Source organism: Stenotrophomonas sp. AC248 (assembly GCF_979258185.1).
In genome coordinates, this window is sequence record NZ_OZ409840.1 from 3,088,821 (window position 1) to 3,106,182 (window position 17,362).

General features: G+C 69.9%; 13 protein-coding genes and 1 pseudogene. 8 read left to right on the forward strand and 6 right to left on the reverse strand.

All coding sequences use genetic code 11. The features are described from left to right. The first annotated feature begins 138 nt into the window (after positions 1 to 138). From ACZ0AE_RS14090 to ACZ0AE_RS14110, 5 genes are all read left to right on the forward strand, one after another. The gene (locus ACZ0AE_RS14090) at positions 139 to 1,848 is read left to right on the forward strand and encodes an alkaline phosphatase (RefSeq protein ID WP_447594978.1); all 1,710 of its coding nucleotides are present in this window, start codon (positions 139 to 141) and stop codon (positions 1,846 to 1,848) included. Then, positions 1,848 to 2,408 carry a WG repeat-containing protein gene (locus ACZ0AE_RS14095; RefSeq protein WP_463601405.1) on the forward strand — a complete coding sequence of 187 codons (561 nt, stop codon included), beginning with the start codon at positions 1,848 to 1,850 and terminating at the stop codon, positions 2,406 to 2,408. The genes ACZ0AE_RS14090 and ACZ0AE_RS14095 overlap by 1 nt, the downstream gene beginning before the upstream one ends. A gap of 67 nt (positions 2,409 to 2,475) precedes the next feature. Further along, positions 2,476 to 3,762 (forward strand): tRNA lysidine(34) synthetase TilS, encoded by a 1,287-nt coding sequence (gene tilS / locus ACZ0AE_RS14100; protein WP_038687130.1) that lies wholly within the window; start codon positions 2,476 to 2,478, stop codon positions 3,760 to 3,762. 36 nt (positions 3,763 to 3,798) lie between these two features. After that, positions 3,799 to 4,059 carry an exodeoxyribonuclease VII small subunit gene (locus tag ACZ0AE_RS14105; RefSeq protein WP_038687128.1) on the forward strand — a complete coding sequence of 87 codons (261 nt, stop codon included), beginning with the start codon at positions 3,799 to 3,801 and terminating at the stop codon, positions 4,057 to 4,059. Next, positions 4,049 to 4,927 (forward strand): polyprenyl synthetase family protein, encoded by an 879-nt coding sequence (locus tag ACZ0AE_RS14110; protein ID WP_463601406.1) that lies wholly within the window; start codon positions 4,049 to 4,051, stop codon positions 4,925 to 4,927. The genes ACZ0AE_RS14105 and ACZ0AE_RS14110 overlap by 11 nt, the downstream gene beginning before the upstream one ends. A gap of 450 nt (positions 4,928 to 5,377) precedes the next feature. Here ACZ0AE_RS14110 and ACZ0AE_RS14115 read toward each other — a convergent pair whose 3' ends face one another. Then, positions 5,378 to 5,755 carry a DUF4870 domain-containing protein gene (locus ACZ0AE_RS14115; protein ID WP_038687123.1) on the reverse strand — a complete coding sequence of 126 codons (378 nt, stop codon included), beginning with the start codon at positions 5,753 to 5,755 and terminating at the stop codon, positions 5,378 to 5,380. A gap of 78 nt (positions 5,756 to 5,833) precedes the next feature. Continuing rightward, positions 5,834 to 7,202: pseudogene (pmbA, locus tag ACZ0AE_RS14120) on the reverse strand (metalloprotease PmbA). Positions 7,203 to 7,271: 69 nt separating this feature from the next. Between pmbA and yjgA the strand changes: the two are divergent. Then, on the forward strand, positions 7,272 to 7,889 hold the full coding sequence (gene yjgA / locus ACZ0AE_RS14125) for a ribosome biogenesis factor YjgA (protein WP_038687119.1): 618 nt from the start codon (positions 7,272 to 7,274) through the stop codon (positions 7,887 to 7,889). A gap of 83 nt (positions 7,890 to 7,972) precedes the next feature. Here the strand turns inward: yjgA and tldD are convergent, their stop codons facing one another. Genes tldD through ACZ0AE_RS14145 form a run of 4 tightly spaced genes read right to left on the reverse strand, consistent with a single transcriptional unit; the run spans position 7,973 to position 15,485 of the window. Continuing rightward, positions 7,973 to 9,418, reverse strand: coding sequence for a metalloprotease TldD (tldD, locus tag ACZ0AE_RS14130; protein ID WP_038687117.1), 1,446 nt, complete (start codon positions 9,416 to 9,418; stop codon positions 7,973 to 7,975). 54 nt (positions 9,419 to 9,472) lie between these two features. Further along, on the reverse strand, positions 9,473 to 13,351 hold the full coding sequence (locus tag ACZ0AE_RS14135; RefSeq protein WP_463601407.1) for a YhdP family protein: 3,879 nt from the start codon (positions 13,349 to 13,351) through the stop codon (positions 9,473 to 9,475). Between the two features lie 45 nt (positions 13,352 to 13,396). Next, positions 13,397 to 14,884, reverse strand: a complete 1,488-nt coding sequence (rng, locus tag ACZ0AE_RS14140) for a ribonuclease G (RefSeq protein ID WP_038687114.1) — start codon at positions 14,882 to 14,884, stop codon at positions 13,397 to 13,399. After that, positions 14,877 to 15,485: a Maf-like protein gene (locus ACZ0AE_RS14145; RefSeq protein ID WP_038687112.1), complete on the reverse strand. Its 609-nt coding sequence runs from the start codon at positions 15,483 to 15,485 to the stop codon at positions 14,877 to 14,879. The genes rng and ACZ0AE_RS14145 overlap by 8 nt, the downstream gene beginning before the upstream one ends. 131 nt (positions 15,486 to 15,616) lie before the next feature. On the opposite strand from ACZ0AE_RS14145, the gene ACZ0AE_RS14150 reads away from it, so the two are divergent. Next, entirely contained in the window at positions 15,617 to 16,351 is a 735-nt protein-coding gene (locus tag ACZ0AE_RS14150; protein WP_038691947.1) for an SIMPL domain-containing protein, read from the forward strand. Between the two features lie 220 nt (positions 16,352 to 16,571). After that, on the forward strand, positions 16,572 to 17,231 hold the full coding sequence (locus tag ACZ0AE_RS14155; RefSeq protein WP_463601408.1) for an energy transducer TonB: 660 nt from the start codon (positions 16,572 to 16,574) through the stop codon (positions 17,229 to 17,231). The last annotated feature ends 131 nt before the right edge of the window (positions 17,232 to 17,362 follow it).

A 17,362-nucleotide genomic window follows, 5' to 3' on the forward strand; every position in this document is an offset into this window, starting at 1 on the left:
AGAGAATTCGACAGCTAGGCACCTTAGCCCAACCGCGCCCGCGGAACGAGGCGCACACGGAAAATCAGCGTGTCATCGGCGTGCCTTGCGCCGTTCTGCATAATGAACGCCCGATTCACCTGTGAGATATGCCCGTCCATGTCCCGTTCCACGTCCCTGGTGGCGGCCATCGCCACCACCCTGCTGCTCGGCGCCTGCGCCACCGGTACCCCCGCCGCCACGGCCCCCGGCGCGGTTGCCGTCGATGTTCCCGCCGTGGCCCACCCGGCCGGTGAAACCCCCCAGTGGTGGTACCGCAGCGGGGCCGCCCGTGCCGCCGGCAGCGGCGCCATGGACGGTAAGGCAAAGAATGTCATCCTGTTCCTGGGTGACGGAATGAGCCTCACCACGGTCGCCGCCGCGCGCATTTTCGAAGGCCAGCGCAACGGCAACCCGGGTGAAGAGAACCTGCTGTCCTGGGAGCGCTTCCCGGCCACCGCGTTCAGCAAGACCTACAACACCGACTCGCAGACCCCCGATTCGGCCGGCACCATGACCGCCATCACCACCGGCGTGAAGACCCACATGGGCGCCATCGGCGTCAGCGCCGGCACCCGCAACGACTGCGCCGACAGCCTCAACAAGGGCCTGCTGACCTGGCTGCAGCTGGCCGACAGCGCGCACATGGCCACCGGCATCGTGTCCACTGCGCGCCTGACCCACGCCACCCCGGCCGCCACCTACGCGCACTCGCCCGAGCGCAACTGGGAAAACGACACGGACGTGCCCGACGCCGCCAAGGCCGCCGGCTGCACCGACATCGCCCAGCAGCTGCTGTCCACCGCGCGCTATGGCCGTGGTCCGCTGGTTGCCCTGGGCGGCGGCCGCGGTGAATTCACCACCGTGGAAGAGCGCGATCCCGAGTATGACGACAAGGTCGGCCAGCGCCTGGACGGCCGCAGCCTGGTCACCGAATGGCAGCAGGCCCACCCGCAGGGCGCCTATGTCTGGAACGCCAAGCAGCTGCAGGCCGCGCGCAATGCCCCGGCGCTGCTGGGCCTGTTCGAGCCGGACCACATGCGTTACGAGATCGAGCGCAAGGACGACCCGTCCGGCGAACCCAGCCTGGCCGAGCTGACCAAGGCTGCCATCAGCACCCTGTCCCGGCACAAGGAAGGCTACGTGCTGATGGTCGAGGGCGCGCGCATCGACCATGCCAACCACAGCGGCAACGCGTACCGCGCCCTCAGCGATACCGTGGCCCTGTCCGATGCCGTGCGCGCAGCCGTCGAGGCAACCTCCGACCAGGACACCCTGATCATCGTCACCGCCGACCATTCGCACACCCTGAACTTCGTCGGTTACCCGGCCCGCGGCAACCCGATCCTGGGCAAGGTCAAGGACAAGGGCGGCGAAGACGGCGTGGGCGGCCTGGACGTGGCCCGCGACGGCCTCGGCCTGCCCTACACCACGCTCAGCTACGCCAACGGCCCCGGCTACACCGGCGCCACCAACCAGCAGCCGGCCGGCCCGAAGGTGTATCCGCACAACCCGAGCAGCTTCGACCCGGCCGCCGGTCGCCCGGACCTGAGCCACGTGGACACCGAGCACCCCGATTACATGCAGGAAGCGCTGGTGCCGACCAAGAGTGAAACCCATGGCGGCGAAGACGTCGGCATCTGGGCACGCGGCCCGGGCAGCAAGGCCATCCGCGGCACCATGGAGCAGAACACGATCTACCACATGATCGTGCAGGCCACCCCGCGCCTGCGCCAGCGCCTGTGCGAGGCCGGCACATGCGACGCCAAGGGCGTGCCGGTGGACCTGCCCACGCCGAAGGCGTTCGAGCGCAAGGCCGACGCCAACTGATGCCGGCACGCACGCCGGCCGCACGCCGCAGGGGCCGCCACGCGCGGCCGCTGTTGCTGGCGGCCGGGCTGGCCTGGGCTGGCACCGCGCTGGCCCAGGCACCGGCCTGCCAGGTGCTCACCGAGGAACACGGCCTGTGGGCGTTGCCCGGCTGCGAGGTGGTCAATGGCGCGCCACGGATCGCCGCCAGCGTCCTGCCCGATCTCCCCTACGATGCCGATGGGCTGGCGGCGGTGTATGCCGCCGGCAGCTTCCACTACGTGACCCGTACCGGCCGCAGCCAGGCCGTGCTGACCTGGGACAGCGGGCCGGACTATGTTGAAGAGGGCCTGCTGCGCGGCCGTATCGGCCCTCGCGTTGGCTACTTCACCGCCGCGCTGGAGCAGGCGTTCCCGGCCACGTTCGATTTCGCCTGGCCCTTCGCCGACGGCATCGCCCAGGTCTGCAATGGCTGCCGCCCCGGCACACCCGACGGCGAGGGCCACACGCCGGTGGAAGGCGGCCACTGGTTCCATATCAATCGCCAGGGCATCCGCGTGCCCGAACCGCCCACTCCCTGATCGCTGTGCGTGGCGAGCCTGGCCCGCAGCGTCGATACTGCCTCCCTGCCTGAGCCTGCCCGAACCGATGTCCTCGCCCCTGCCCCATCTCTCCGCTGCCCCCCGCCCGGTCCTGGTGGGCTTCAGTGGTGGACTCGATTCCACCGTGCTGCTGCATTGGCTGGCGCAGTCGGCTGCGCAGCGCGATGCCGGCCTGCGTGCGGTGCACGTGCACCATGGCCTGCAACCGGCTGCCGACGCGTGGGCGCAGCATTGCCAGGCGATCTGCACGGCCTGGAACATCGACCTGCAGGTGATCGGCGTCGACGTGGCCCGCGACAGCGGCCACGGCCTGGAAGCGGCCGCTCGCCATGCCCGCCGCGATGCGTTCGCCAGCGCCCTGCGCCCGGGCGAACAGCTGGCCCTGGCCCATCACCGCGACGACCAGGCCGAAACCTTCCTGCTGCGCGCCCTGCGCGGGTCCGGGGTGGATGGGCTGGCCGCAATCCGCAGCGAGGCGCCGTTTGCCACCGGTACGGTGTGGCGCCCGCTGCTGCAGGTGCCGCGCGCCGCGCTGCTGGCCTATGCGCAGTCGCAGGCGCTGCACTGGGTTGACGACCCCAGCAATGCCAGCGACGAGGCCGACCGCAATTTCCTGCGCCTGCACGTGTTGCCGCTGCTGCAGCAACGCTGGCCGCAGGCCGATGCCGCCTTCGCACGCAGCGCCGCACTCTGCGCGCAGGCGCAGCAGTTGCTGGACGTGTCCGACCAGGACGCCCTGCGGCGCTGCAGCCTGGCCCCCGGCGTGCTGGATGGCACGCGCCTGCTGCGGCTGCCGCGCGAACGCCGTGCCCGCCTGCTGCGCCAATGGGTGCGCAACTGCGGGCTGCCGCCGCTGCCGGCCGCTGGCGTGGACGCGATCGAGCGCGACCTGCTGCCGGCCGCGCACGACGCCGACGCCCAGTTCGCCTGGCAGGGCGCGCGGATCCGCCGGTGGCGCAGCGAACTGCACCTGCTGTCGGCCACGCTGGCGTTGCCCCCGCACTGGAGCGTGCACTGGGATGGCCGTGCGCCCTTGGCCCTGCCCGACGGCGGCCAGCTGGAGCTGTTGGGCGCCAGCCAGCTGGCCACGCCCCTGCAGGTGAGCGCGCGCCGCGGCGGTGAGCGTATCCAGTTGCCCGGGCGCACCCACTCCCATGCGCTCAAGGACCTGCTGCAACAGCGGGGGCTGCCGCCGTGGCAGCGGCGCCAGCTGCCGCTGTTGTTCGACGGCGCGGTGCTGATGGCGGCCGGCGACCGGGTCATCGCCGCACCGCTGCAGCATTGGCTGGATGAACACCACGCACAGCTGCGCTGGACCCCGGGCGCGGCGTGAATTGACCCCGCTGGGTTGGCGCATCACACTTGTCCCATGCCCAAGAAGTCCCCCAACGAAACCTCCCCGGTCGTCCACTTCGAGCAGTCGCTGGAAGAGCTGGAACAGCTGGTGGAGAAGATGGAAGCCGGTGATCTGAGCCTGGAACAATCGCTCAGCGCCTACGAGCGCGGCGTCGGCCTGTACCGCCAGTGCCAGCAGGCGCTGGAACAGGCCGAACTGCGCGTGCGCCTGCTCAGCGACCCGGCCCGCCCCGACACCGCCGAACGCTTCGATCCACCCGGCCATGATGGTTGAGCCTACGTTCGCGCGTTGGCGCGACCGCATCGAAAGCCAGCTCGACGCCAGCCTGCCTTCTCCCGAACACGCACCGCAGCGCCTGCACCAGGCGATGCGCTACGCGGTGCTCGGCGGTGGCAAGCGCATGCGCCCGCTGCTGGTGTATGCCAGCGGCCAGGTGTTCGGTGCCGACGAGCACGCACTGGATGCACCGGCAATGGCGGTGGAACTGATCCACACCTATTCGCTGGTGCACGATGACCTGCCGGCGATGGACGACGACGCGCTGCGTCGCGGTCGCCCCACTACGCACATCGCCTTCGACGAAGCCACCGCGATCCTCGCCGGTGATGCGCTGCAGACGCGTGCGTTCGGCCTGCTGGCCGATGCCGCGCTGCCGGCGCTGTTGCGCGTGCACTGCCTGCAGGCGCTGACCCACGCTTCCGGCGCCGCCGGCATGTGCGGTGGCCAGGCGCTGGACATCGATGCCACCGGCCATGCGCAGCCGCTGGCTTCATTGCAGCGCATGCATGCACTGAAGACCGGTGCGCTGATCCGCGCGGCGGTGCGCATGGGCGCGTTGTGTGGCGATGCGCCGCAGACCGACCTGCTGCAGCTGGATGTTTTCGCCAGTGCACTGGGGCTGGCGTTCCAGGTGCGCGATGACATCCTGGACGTCGAAGCCAGTTCCGAACAGCTGGGCAAGACCGCCGGCAAGGACGAGGCGCAGGCCAAGTCGACCTTCCCCGCCCTGCTCGGCATGGAGGGCGCCAAGGCCGAACTGGCCGCACTCAGCCAACGCATGCACGACAGCCTGGCCGGCTACGACGAACGCGCCGATGCCTTGCGTGCGCTGGGGCGGCTGGCGGTCGAACGCGACCACTGAGCGGCAAACAGCACCACACAGAAAAGGTCCTTCGCCCCTATGCGGGGCGAGCAGAAGCGTGCTTTAGCCCTTTGCAGACGCAGCTGTCGGCGGGTCGGGCGCTGGGCCCCGATACCCTTTCCGGCGAATGTCCTCCGGCGTCGGCCTGCGGCCGCCCCCTCCCCCTTGATTTCGCCTCCAAGGGCATCGGGGCCCAGCACCCGACCCGCCGACCACCGTCCCAAAAGCGTCGCATCCACCTGCGCACCGCAAGCCGAGCCCCGTAGCCGCCGGTAGGCTCCTGGGCAAAATAAAGGAGGAGGCCGCGCCACGCGGCCGGGGGACATTTGCACCAGGGGCCTACCGGCGGGTGCGGGGCCCTCACGCGCGCGACCGGCCCGATCGGAGATGCCAGCCAAAAAAAACGCCCGGCAGTGCCGGGCGTTTTTTGTTTCCACACTGCGGGACTGATTACTTGATCAGGCGCAGGGTGAACGGGTAGCGGTACGCTTCGCCGTTGTTCGCCTTCACCGCGGCGATGATGCAGAAGACCAGGTTCAGGATGCCGACCAGCGGGGCCAGCAGGCCGCCGATGATCACGATCATCAGCACGAACGAAATCAGCATCGCGATGGTGATGGTGATCTGGAAGTTCAGCGCTTCCTTGGCCTGGTCGGTCACGAACGACTTGCTGCTGTCATCCTTGTTGATCATCCAGATGATCAGCGGGCCGATGAACCAGGTGAAGATGCCCAGGATGTGGGCCACCAGCGCCATGGTGCGCTGATCGGCCGGCGCGGTACCGGTCGGGGCCGGCGGCGGGGCGGTGACGTTGTCGAATTCGCTCACGGTGAAACTCCTTGTTCGGTGTGTGTAGGTATTGCGCGACAGGCTCCCCGCCTGCCAGAGCAGCCGGGATAGGATACGTCAATCGTTGCCTGCAACGGTCATCCGCCCGACCAGGATCGAACCGACCTGCACGTGCGAGCGACGGTCCACGTCACTGCCCACCGCCTCGATGCTCGCGAACATGTCCTTGAGGTTGCCGGCAATGGTGACGCCATCGACCGGATAGCTGATTTCGCCGTTCTCCACGCGGAAGCCACCGGCACCGCGCGAGTAGTCGCCGGTAACCCCGTTCACTCCCTGGCCCATCAGCTCGGTGACCAGCAGGCCCTCGCCCATCTGCCGGGCGATGGAGGCCAGGTCGCCGGCATTGGCCGCCACCTTCAGGTTGTGCACGCCGCCGGCATTGCCGGTGGTGGTCAGGCCCAGCTTGCGCGCCGAGTAACTGCCCAGGATGTAGCGCTGCAGCACGCCGTCGGTGATCAACGCCGCGTTGCGGGTGGCCAGCGCCATCACCGTCAAACGCCGACGAACGCAGCCCGCGGCGCAGCAACGGCAGCTCCTCCACCTGGAACCAGTCCGGGAACAGGCGGGTGCCGACGCTGTCGAGCAGGAAGCTGGCCCGCCGGTAGAGCGCGCCGCCGGATACCGCGCCAAGCAGGCTGCCGATCAATGACCGCGCCACCTCCGGCGAATACAGCACCGGCATCTGCGCGGTCGCCATCGAGCGCGGCTGCAGCCGGGCCACGGTGCGTTCGGCGGCACGGCGGCCGATCGCGGCGGCCGATTCCAGGTCTTCACGGGCCAGCGCGCTGCTGTACCAGCCATCGCGCTGCATGCCGTCGCCCTGCCCGGCGATCAGCGCGCAGCCCACCGAGTGGTGGCTGCTGCGCTCGCGGCCGATGAAACCATGTGAATTGGCGTACACGGACAGGCTCTGCGAGGTGGCGGCCGAGGCGCCATCGGAGTTGCTGATGCGGCCATCGGCCTCGCGCCCGGCCGCTTCACAGGCCAGGGCCAGGTCCAGCGCCTCGTCGGCGCCCAGGTCCCAGGGGTGCCAGCCGTCCAGGTCGGGGAACGCGCGCGCCATCAGGGCGGCCTCGGCCAGCCCGGCCGCGGCGTCGTCCTCGGTGTGCCGGGCAATGGCGCAGGCCTGGGCCACGGTCGATTCCAGGCTGGCGTCCTGCAGGTCGGCGGTGCTGGCGCTGCCCTTGCGCTGGCCGAAGTAGACGGTCACCGCAATGCCGCGGTCACGGGTGGATTCCACCGTTTCCACCTCGCCCAGGCGCACATTCACGTCCAGGCCGCGCTCGTCGCTGCAGCTGACCTCGGCCTGGCTGGCGCCCATGGCTTTGGCCCGTTCCAGCAGGCGTTGGGAGATGTCGGCCAGCTGCTCCAGGCGCTGCAGGCTGTCGTCGGCCGGGGAGACTTCAGGGGAGATCACGTTCAATGCTTTATCCTGTACGGGTGAGTGCCTGGCGCAACGCGGGGCACAGTTTACGGATGTGGAAATAAGACGATGCGCGGACGCGACGAAGATACCGGTGAATTCCTAGACATCAGCCGTAGCCAGAACCGCCGGGACGCCCTGGACGTGCTGGCGCTCGGCGAGAAGCTGGTCGCGCTGACCCCGGCCCAGCTGGCCCGGGTGCCGGTGCCCGAAGACCTGCTGCCGCACATCGCCGAGGCCAAGCGCATCACCGCGCACATCGCCCACAAGCGCCAGCTGGCGTTCCTGGCCAAGCACATGCGCCGCGAGGACGATGCCGCGCTGGATGCCATCCGCGATGCGCTGGATGCCAACAGCGAAACCTCGCGCCGTGAAGTGGCCACCATGCACCGCGTGGAAGACTGGCGCGAGCGCCTGTTGAAGGACGGCGACAAGGCGCTGGGCGCGCTGCTGGACGAATACCCGCATGCTGACCGCCAGCAGCTGCGCACGCTGGTGCGCAACGCCCAGGCCGAGAAAGCCAAGAACAAGCCGCCGCGCGCCTACCGCGAGATCTACCAGCTGCTGCGGACGCTGCTGCTGCCGGCCGCGCTGGGCCTGGATGCGGCCAACCTGACCTCGGCCGACGACCTGGATGACCAGGACGACCGGCACGACCAGGACGGCGACGACACCGCCGAAGACTGAGCCCGGCTGCCCACGCGGCGGCGCCAGCCCAGGGCTGGCCCCCGCGGGGCGCTCGAACCGGCAGCACGGGCGCATCGCCTGGCTCAGGCCTGGGTGCCGCCCACGGTGATGCCATCGATCAGCAGCGACGGCTGGCCCACGCCCACCGGCACGCTCTGGCCATCCTTGCCGCAGATCCCCACGCCCTCGTCCAGGGCCAGGTCGTTGCCGATCATGCGGACCTTCTGCATGGTTTCCGGCCCGTTGCCGATCAGCGTGGCGCCCTTCACCGGCGCGGTCACCTTGCCGTCCTCGATCAGATAGGCCTCGGTGGCCGAGAACACGTACTTGCCGCTGGTGATGTCGACCTGGCCGCCGCCGAAATTGACCGCGTACAGACCCTTCTTCACCGAGCGGATCATTTCTTCCGGATCGTGCTGGCCGGCGCGCATGTAGGTGTTGGTCATGCGCGGCATGGTCATGTGCGCGAACGATTCACGGCGGCCGTTGCCGGTCGGGGCCACGCCCATCAGGCGCGCGTTGAGCGAATCCTGCATGTAGCCGACCAGGATGCCGTCCTCGATCAGCGTGGTGCACTGGGTGGGATGGCCCTCGTCGTCGATGTTGAGCGAACCGCGGCGCCCGTCCAGGGTGCCGTCATCGACGATGGTCACGCCCGGGGCCGCCACGCGCTCGCCCACGCGGCCGGCATAGACGCTGGTGCCCTTGCGGTTGAAGTCGCCTTCCAGGCCGTGGCCCACCGCCTCGTGCAGCAGCACGCCGGGCCAGCCCGGGCCGAGCACCACGGTCATCACCCCGGCCGGGGCCGGGATCGCCTCCAGGTTCACCAGCGCCTGGCGCAGCGCTTCGCGGGCAAACCGCTCGGGGCGGTCGTCGGCAAACAGTTCGGCATAGCTGTAACGGCCACCGCCGCCGGAATAGCCGGACTCGCGGCGCCCGTGCTGCTCCACGATCACCTGCACGTTCAGCCGCACCAGCGGCCGGATGTCGGCCGCCAGCACGCCGTCGCTGCGCGCGATCAGCACCGTGTCCACGCCGCCGGACAGGCTCACCATCACCTGCTGCACGCGCGGGTCGGCGGCGCGCAGGTACCGGTCCAGGCGCTTGAGCACCTCGACCTTGGCTTCGTTGCCCATGCCGTCGATCGGGTCCAGCGCCGGGTACAGCGCGCGGCCGTTGCCACGCACCAGCGAGCGCGCCTGCTGCGCCCCGCCCTCGCGTGAGATCGCGCGGGCCGACTGCGCCGCCGCCAGCAGCGCGTCGCGGTGGATGTCGTCGGAGTAGGCAAAGCCGGTCTTTTCGCCGGCGATGGCGCGCACGCCGACGCCCTGCTCGATCGAATGGGCGCCGTCCTTGACGATGCCGTCCTCCACGCTCCAGCTTTCGCGCCGGGCGTGCTGGAAATACAGATCGCCAAAATCGATGCCCGGGCCCAGCAGGGTGCCGAAGGTACGTTCCAGTCCACCGGCATCGAGCCCGGCGGGCAGCAGCAGGCGGTCGTTTGCAAGGGTAAGTGCGTTATCGGTCATGTCATCTATCTGAGGGCGCGGGCCACGTTCGCAACCCGGGCGCGGGAAAGGAGGTCAGCGTACCGGGGGCGGCAACGCAGCGGGAGCCGCCCGTGGCGGCGGGGCATCGTCACGGTCGATCACCTCGACCTTGGGTTCGGCCCAGGGGCCGGTCACCCGGTAGGTCTTGGCCCCGATCGCCCCCAGCGGCTTGCCCAGCACCGCGTTGGCCGCCGCGCCCACGGCGGCGCCCACCGGGCCGCCGGCGACCGCGCCGACCACGGTGAGCAGGTTGCCGGCACGCGGGTTGACGTCGATGGTCTGGTCGAACTGCTGGCGGCGCAGGTCGGTCTGGCCGCGGATGCTGATGTTGGCCGCCGGGCCTTCGATCAGCACCTTGTCGGTGGTGGCCATGCCGTTGGCGAACTCGAGCGCGCCCTCGACCTGGTTGAAGGCAAAGCCCTTGGAGAAGAAGTCACGGAAATCGAACATCAACCGGCGCGGCAGCTGGGTCACGCTGAGCAGGCCCAGCACACGCCCGGCGCCGGGCTCCAGCTCCAGCAACTGGCCGTTGCGCGCGTGGACCTGCATCTGCCCCTGCAGCGCGCCAAGCTGGAAGTCCGACGGACCGCCCTGCCAACCGGCGTCCAGGCTGAGCTGGCCCTGGCCACCGCGCAGCTGGCCGCCGTAGTCGAGGTTCTGCATCAGGCCGCCCAGGTCCTCGCTTTTCACGTCCACATTGACCTGGGTGCGCGCAGCGGCGCCCATGCCCAGCCAGCGGCCCTGGATGTCGATGGCCTGCTTGGGCGCGCGGAACTGCAGCTGGTCCACGCTCAGGCCGTTGCCGAACGGGCGCGTGCGCAGCACCGCCTGGCCCAGCTTGGCCTTGCCGAACTGCAGGTCCTCGATGTCCAGCGCCAGCGGCGGAATCTTCGCCGGGTTGGTGTCGTTGGCACTGGCCTGGACCCGGGCCGGCAGGGTGGCATCGGGCGGCAGCAGGATCGGCGCGCCATCGGAAGGCACCTTGGCCGGGGTCGGCAGCGACTGCCAATGCACGCGGCTGAGCTTGCCGACGATGGTGCCGCCCTCGGCGTTGGGCACGCTCAGGGTGCCCGCCAGCGAGGGGCCGTCCAGGCGCACTTCCACCGTGGACGGCGTAGGCCGCAGCTGCAGGCGGGTCTGCGCGAACACGCCCCCGGCCAGCAGCAGCTGCCCGACCTGCACATCCACCTGGCGCAACGGCATGGCGTCCTCGCCGTCACCGCCATCGGGCGTGCGCGCCAGGCCGATCCATTCCAGGGCATCCAGCGACCCGCTGCGGCCATTGACCGCCAGCCCACTGGCCGGCGGGTCGCGGTCGACCCGGTCGCTGCCCAGCGTCACCTGCACGCCGGTCTGGTTGTTGTGGGTGCGGGCGGCCAGGGCCAGGCGCTGGCCAAAGGCCACGTCCACCCGGCCGCTGCCCATCGGCAGCTGGGCGTTGACCGTGGTTGCCAGCGGCACGCCCGGGTCCTTGTCCAGCGGCGCCGGCAGGTCCAGGCGGGTGCCGACCAGGTCCGACCGCAGGGTCAGCAGGGTCGGCGGCTCGGTCTTCGCGCCGGCGGCCACCTTGGGCAGGGTCACCCCGATCGTCCAGCGCGCGTTGCCGGCGATGTAGGGCTTGAGCCAGTTCAACTCGGGCGCGCGGTCCAGCAAGGCACCGGCATCCAGCGACGCGGTGAGTTCGGATTCGAAGGCCTGCTGCGGGTCGCGCACGAAGCCCCCGGCGCGCAGGCTGAGCAGCCCGTCCTGGCCCAGGTGGCGCACGTTGAGCCCTTCGGCGCCGAAGCCGTCGCGGCTGTAGCGGGCCTGGCCCCGCATGCCGTCGAAGGCCAGCGCGAAGCGTTTTTCGGTCAGCGCCACGCCCTGCAGGTCGACCGTGCCCAGCATGTGGCCCGGGCCCTGGTCGGGATGCAGCGGCTGCAGCAGGTCATAGCTGACCTTGGCCGGGCCCTTGGCGGTGAGATTGTCCAGGGTCTCGGCATAGGTGGCGTGCAGCGGGCTCTGCTTGAGCATCGCCAGCAGGGCCCCGGTCTCGGTCTGGGTGGTGGCCTTCACGTACAGCGGGGTTTCGCCGAAATCCACGATACCGGCATCGAAGTGGTTCACCGCCACGCCGGCCAGGTCGCCGCCGCCGTGCAGTTCAAAGCCGGGCCCGATGAAGGCGATGTCGGCGTCCACCTTGCCCATGGCCGGCCAGTCATGCTGGAAGCGGATGGTGCCGTTGCTGATATGCCCGGTGGCCTCGAAGCGACCGTTGTTGCGGTCGAACGGCCAGTCGTCGAGGTCGCCGCTGACCAGGCCCACGCCGTTGCGGACCTGCCCGGCCACCAGCGCGGCATCCAGCCAGTCGGTGGCACCCTTGCTCATCCTGGAGTGGATCCAGAAGCGCTTGGCCACGGTCATCGGCACGTCGTCGATGCGCGCGGCCAGTTGCAGCCACGGCCGGGTGCCGTCGCCCTGGAACCAGACACTGCCGCGCACGTCGGCGGCGTAGTCGGTGCCCTGCACGCGCAGCGCCGGGGTGCCGAACCGCCAACCGCCGGCTTCGTCGCGCCAGCCCACCAGCTGCCCGGCCAGGCGCACGTCGTGGCGCTGGCCGAAGCCGGTGGGCCAGTCGAAGTGCATCACCCGGTACGGTTGCAGGTCCAGTTGGAAACCGTCGGCGTCGGCGCTGAAGCGCCCGCCCACGCCACTCAGCCCGGGCGCATGCCCGGACGGTGCAAAGCCGACGTCGGCCAGTTCGCCCTGGATCGACACCGGGCCGCCGCGTTCGGCGGCGACCCGCACCTGGGTCATGCGCGCATGCGGCGCGGCGTGCTGCAGCCACTCACGCAGACCCGGTTCGATGCGATCGCTGAGCGCCAGCCCGCGCAGCAGCGCGGTGGCATCGATGTTGTCGCCGGCCAGGGCCATGTGCTGGCCACCGGCCAGCAGCAGGCCGTCCAGGCGCTGCACCTCGCTGCTGCCGGCCAGGCCGATGCGCAGCTGCGGCGCGTCGGCGCGCCAGCCGCCGGTCACCCAGCGCCAGCGCGCGCGCAGCTGCAGGGTATCCAGCGCCAGCTGCGGGCGTTTGCCATCGGCCAGCGGGGCGCCGCGCAGCCGCAGATCCTGCAGGTCGGCGTCGGCGGTGACCATCACCGGGCGGTGGTCGCGCAGGTCGACCCAGGCATTGAGCTCCCCGGTGCCTTGCTGCAGCGATACCCCGGCGAACTGGAGCAGGTGCGACCAGGCGCGGAAATCGGCCGGGTCGGCCGACAACCAGGCCTGGCCATCACCGTGGCGGCGATCGAAGTCCAGCACGGCCGTCAGCGGCTGGCCGTTGACGTCGGCCCACGCGCGCGCGCCCACGCGCAGGCGTTGGCCATTCACGCGCAGGCGCAGGTCGATGCGCGGCAGCTCGGCCTGCAGGTTCAACGAGGGCGCATCCACCCGCAGCCGACCGCCGATCACCTGCAGCTCGCCGAGGCGACGCAGCGCCTCGAGCGGGTCGCCGCTGCCCGCCTGCGGCAGCCCGCGCACCGACCAGCGGCCATCGTCGGCCCGCTGCAGCACCAGGGCCAGGCCGCGCAGGCGCAGTTCGGTCAGCGAGTGGCCCGGCAGCAGCCCGGCATACATCGACACCAGCACCTCGGCCTCGCCGATGGCGATGCCCTGCCCTTCGCCGATGCGCAGGCCCTTCAGTTCCAGCAGGGGCCCGCGGCGGGTCCAGGCGGTATCCAGATGATCGAAGCGCACCGGCTGCCCGGCACGCGCGCTCAACCAGGCCGCCACCTTGTCGGGGTGGCGCTCGGCGAACGGCAACACTTGACTGACGGTGCCCACCAGCACCGCCACGCACACCAACACGATCGCCAATGCATACACGGCATGGCGGCGAATCCTTCGCAGTCGCAGTCGGAGCGGCGTGCTCATCGCAACGCGAAGGCACCGGCGCGCACGCGCGCCAGTGGGCGGGAATCAGAGCAACACAACATCGAACTGCTCCTGCAGGTACTGCTCGTCGGCCTGGAAGCGGATCGACTTGCCAAGGAATTCCTCCAGCTCGGCCACGGCGGTGGATTCCTCATCGGTGATGCGCGCCACCACCTTGGACGAGGCGATCACCAGCAGGCGGGCCGCATCGAACTGGCGCACCGCGCGGGTGATTTCGCGGAAGATTTCATAGGTGACCGTTTCGGCGGTCTTGATCGACCCGCGCCCGCTGCACTCCGGGCACGGCTCGGACAGCTGCCGCTCCAGGCTTTCCACGGTGCGCTTGCGGGTCATTTCGACCAGGCCCAGCGGCGAGAAATCGTAGACGGTGGTCTTGGCGTGGTCGCGCGCCAGGGCTTTTTCCAGGGTGCGCAGCACCTGGCGGCGATGCTCGGCGTCATCCATGTCGATGAAGTCGATGATGATGATGCCGCCCAGGTTACGCAGCCGCAGCTGGCGGGCCACCGCCTGCGCCGCTTCAAGATTCGTGCGGAACACCGTCTCTTCCAGGTTGCGCTGGCCCAGGAACGACCCGGTGTTGACGTCGATGGTGGTCATCGCCTCGGTCTGGTCGATCACCAGGTAGCCACCGGACTTGAGCGGCACCTGCTTGTCCAGCGCGCGGCCGATCTCGTCCTCCACCCCGAACATGTCGAAAATGGGGCGGTCGCCGCTGTACAGCTCGATCTTCTCGGCCAGCACCGGCATGTACTTGGCCACGAACGCCTGCAGCTGGGTGAAGGTTTCCTTGGAGTCCACCTTCACCTTGTCCACGTCCTTGCGGATCAGGTCGCGCACCGAGCGCAGCGGCAGGCTGAGGTCTTCGTAGATCACGCTGAGCGGAGCGGCATCGCGGCCGCGCCGCTCCACCACGTTCCAGACCCGCGACAGGTAGGCCACGTCCTCGGCGATGGCTTCGGCCGGCTGGCCCTCGGCGTTGGTACGCACGATGTAGCCGTAGCCCCCGTGCTGGGCCGACAGTTCGGTGACCAGCGACTTCAGGCGTGCGCGCTCGGCCTCGTCCTCGATCCGCGCCGAGACCCCGACCACCTTGGACTGCGGCAGCAGCACCATGTAGCGCGAGGGAATGCTGATCTGGGTGGTCAGGCGCGCGCCCTTGGTCCCGATCGGGTCCTTGACCACCTGCACCACGATGTCCTGGCCGTCGCGCAGCAGCTCCACGATCGGCACCGACGACGGCGGCGGCAGCGTGGTGCCCTCGGTATCCGGGCTGGCCACCGGGGCCGGGCGGATCACATCGTTGGCGTGCAGGAACGCGGCGCGCTCCAGGCCCACTTCGACGAAGGCCGCCTGCATGCCCGGCATCACCCGCTGCACCTTGCCCTTGTAGATGTTGCCCACCACCCCGCGGCGCCAGCCACGTTCGATGTGCAGTTCCTGCAGCATGCCGTTCTCGATGACGGCCACGCGGGTTTCGCGCGGGGTGACATTGACCAGGATTTCTTCAGACATGGGCGACACCCTCCGTTGGCGTGGTGAAAGCAGCGGGCGAAACGCCAAACGCCTGCAGCAACTGCTCGGTCTGTTGCAGGGGCAATCCCATCACACCCGAATAGCTTCCCGCCAGATGGCGGATGTAACGTTCGGCGCCGCCCTGGATGGCGTACGCCCCGGCCTTGCCCATGGGCTCGCCGCTGGCCACGTAGGCCGCGATGGCGGCCTCGTCGATCTCGATGAAGCTCACCTCCGACACCACCAGCACACCATCCTGGCGGCCGTGGGCCACGACGGCCACCGCGGTCATCACCTGGTGGGTGCGCCCGGACAGGGCGCGCAGCATGGCGGCGGCGTCTTCGGCGTCGACCGGCTTGCCGAACACCCGCCCGTCCAGCACCACTTCGGTGTCCGAGCCGATCACCACCGCCTCGGCATCGGCGGCCACCAGGGCCAGCCCGGCCTGCGCCTTGTCGGCGGCCACGCGCTGCACATAGCCAAGCGCCGACTCATCGGCGGCACGGACTTCAGGCACCTCAAGGTCCAGCGCACGGAACGGTCGGTCCAGGCGCGTCAACAGTTGGGTACGTCGGGGGGAACGGGAGGCAAGATAAAGCATCGCGGAAGCATAACCTGCGGCCCGTGTCTGAATCGAAAGCAACCGCACCCAATCGCCCCTCAACCCCGGAAAAGCTCACGGAGCGTTCATCGCCCCGACACCAACCTCAACGCCTTCACAAGGAGATGTACATGCGCCGCCCATCCCTGTCCCCGCTGCTGCTCGCCCTGTCCCTTGCCCTGGGAACCTCGATGACCGCCCACGCCCAGACCTCGCCTGCCGTTGCCGTCGCCGCCGACAGCACCCTGCTCAACATCTCGGCCAACGCCGAAGCCAAGCGCGTGCCGGACGTGGCCACGCTGTCGGCCGGTGTGGTCACCCAGGCCGTCGATGGCAATACCGCGATGCGCCAGAACGCCGAGCAGATGGTCAAGGTGCTGGCCGCGATCAAGGCCGCCGGCATTGCCGAACGTGACGTGCAGACCAGCGGGGTCAACCTCAACCCGCAGTACCGCTATGTGGACAACGAGCCGCCGAAGATCACCGGCTACCAGGCCAGCAACACGGTCAGCCTGAAGGTGCGCGACATCGCCAAGCTGGGCAAGGTGCTGGACGCGCTGGCCGCCCAGGGCGCCAACCAGATCAATGGCCCGCAGTTCGAGATCGACCAGCCCGAACCGGTGTATGACGAAGCCCGCCTGGCCGCGCTGAAGAAGGCCCAGGCCCGCGCCGAGACCTACGCCAAGTCGCTGGGCCTGCGCGTGCGCCGCATCGTGAGCATCTCCGAGAACGGCGGCGGCAACTTCCGCCCGGTGATGATGCGCGCGGCCGCCGCGCCGATGGCCGCCGATGTGTCCACCCCGGTGTCGCCGGGCGAGTCGTCGGTATCGGTGAACCTGGACGTGGTGTTCGACCTGGGCCGGTAACGGCCAGCGCTCCATGACATGACGGCGCCTGCGGGCGCCGTCATGCGTTCCGGGCCCGGTTCCTGAGCGCCAGCCAAACACCGACATGCCCCCTGCCTTCCGGGCCGCGCCCCGCTCCGGTATTGCTGTCAATGCGCGGCCCCGCCTTCTGCGTCCTGCAACCCCACCGGCCGCGCCCGCACGTTTGATGTTCCCGCACATCTGGCAAGGAGAGTGGAGCATGGTCCGTACCCAACCCCGCGTAGTGCCGCTGCAGATCGACGTTTCCCGCGTGCTCGGCTGGAGCACCGCCCTGGCCCTGCATGTGCTGGCGCTGATGCTGCTGCTCATCCCGGCAGCGTATGTGGCCGCGCCCCTGCCACGTGAACGCATGCAGATACGGATGGTGGTACCGCCGGAGCCCACCCCGCCGGTCCCGGTGCCGATCAAGCCGGACGTCCCCACCCTGGTGCAGCCGCGCACCGTGCCCAAGCCGCAGGTGGCCCCGCTGCCGCCGCCAACCGCCAACGCCGACGATGCCTTGGCGGTGGCGCCGCTGCCGGCCAGTGAACCCCAGGCCCCGGTCCTGGCCCCCAGCGTGCCGGGGCCGGCTGCCGGTGGTGCCGGGGCGCAGCTGCAGTACCGCAGCGCACCGCCGCCGGCCTACCCGATCGCCGCCATCCGCAACCATGAGCAGGGCACGGTGCTGCTGCGGGTGCGGGTGGAGGCCGATGGCCGGGCCTCCAGCGTGGTGATCGAGCGCAGCAGTGGCTCGCGGGCGCTGGACAACGCCGCCCGCCAGCAGGTGCTGCGCCAGTGGCGGTTCGTGCCGGCCATGGTGGACGGCCAGCAGGTGCCGGCCGATGGCCTGGTGCCGGTCAGCTTCACCCTGCCGGACTGAGGCCGCAGTGACGTAATAGGCGCGGGGGACCGGCCACGGCCTCCCCGCGCCTTTGGTCGCCGACAGACGGCGACCCGAATTAAGCAATTTTTCACGACTTCGTCACCCTCCGGAAACCTAGATTGTCGCCG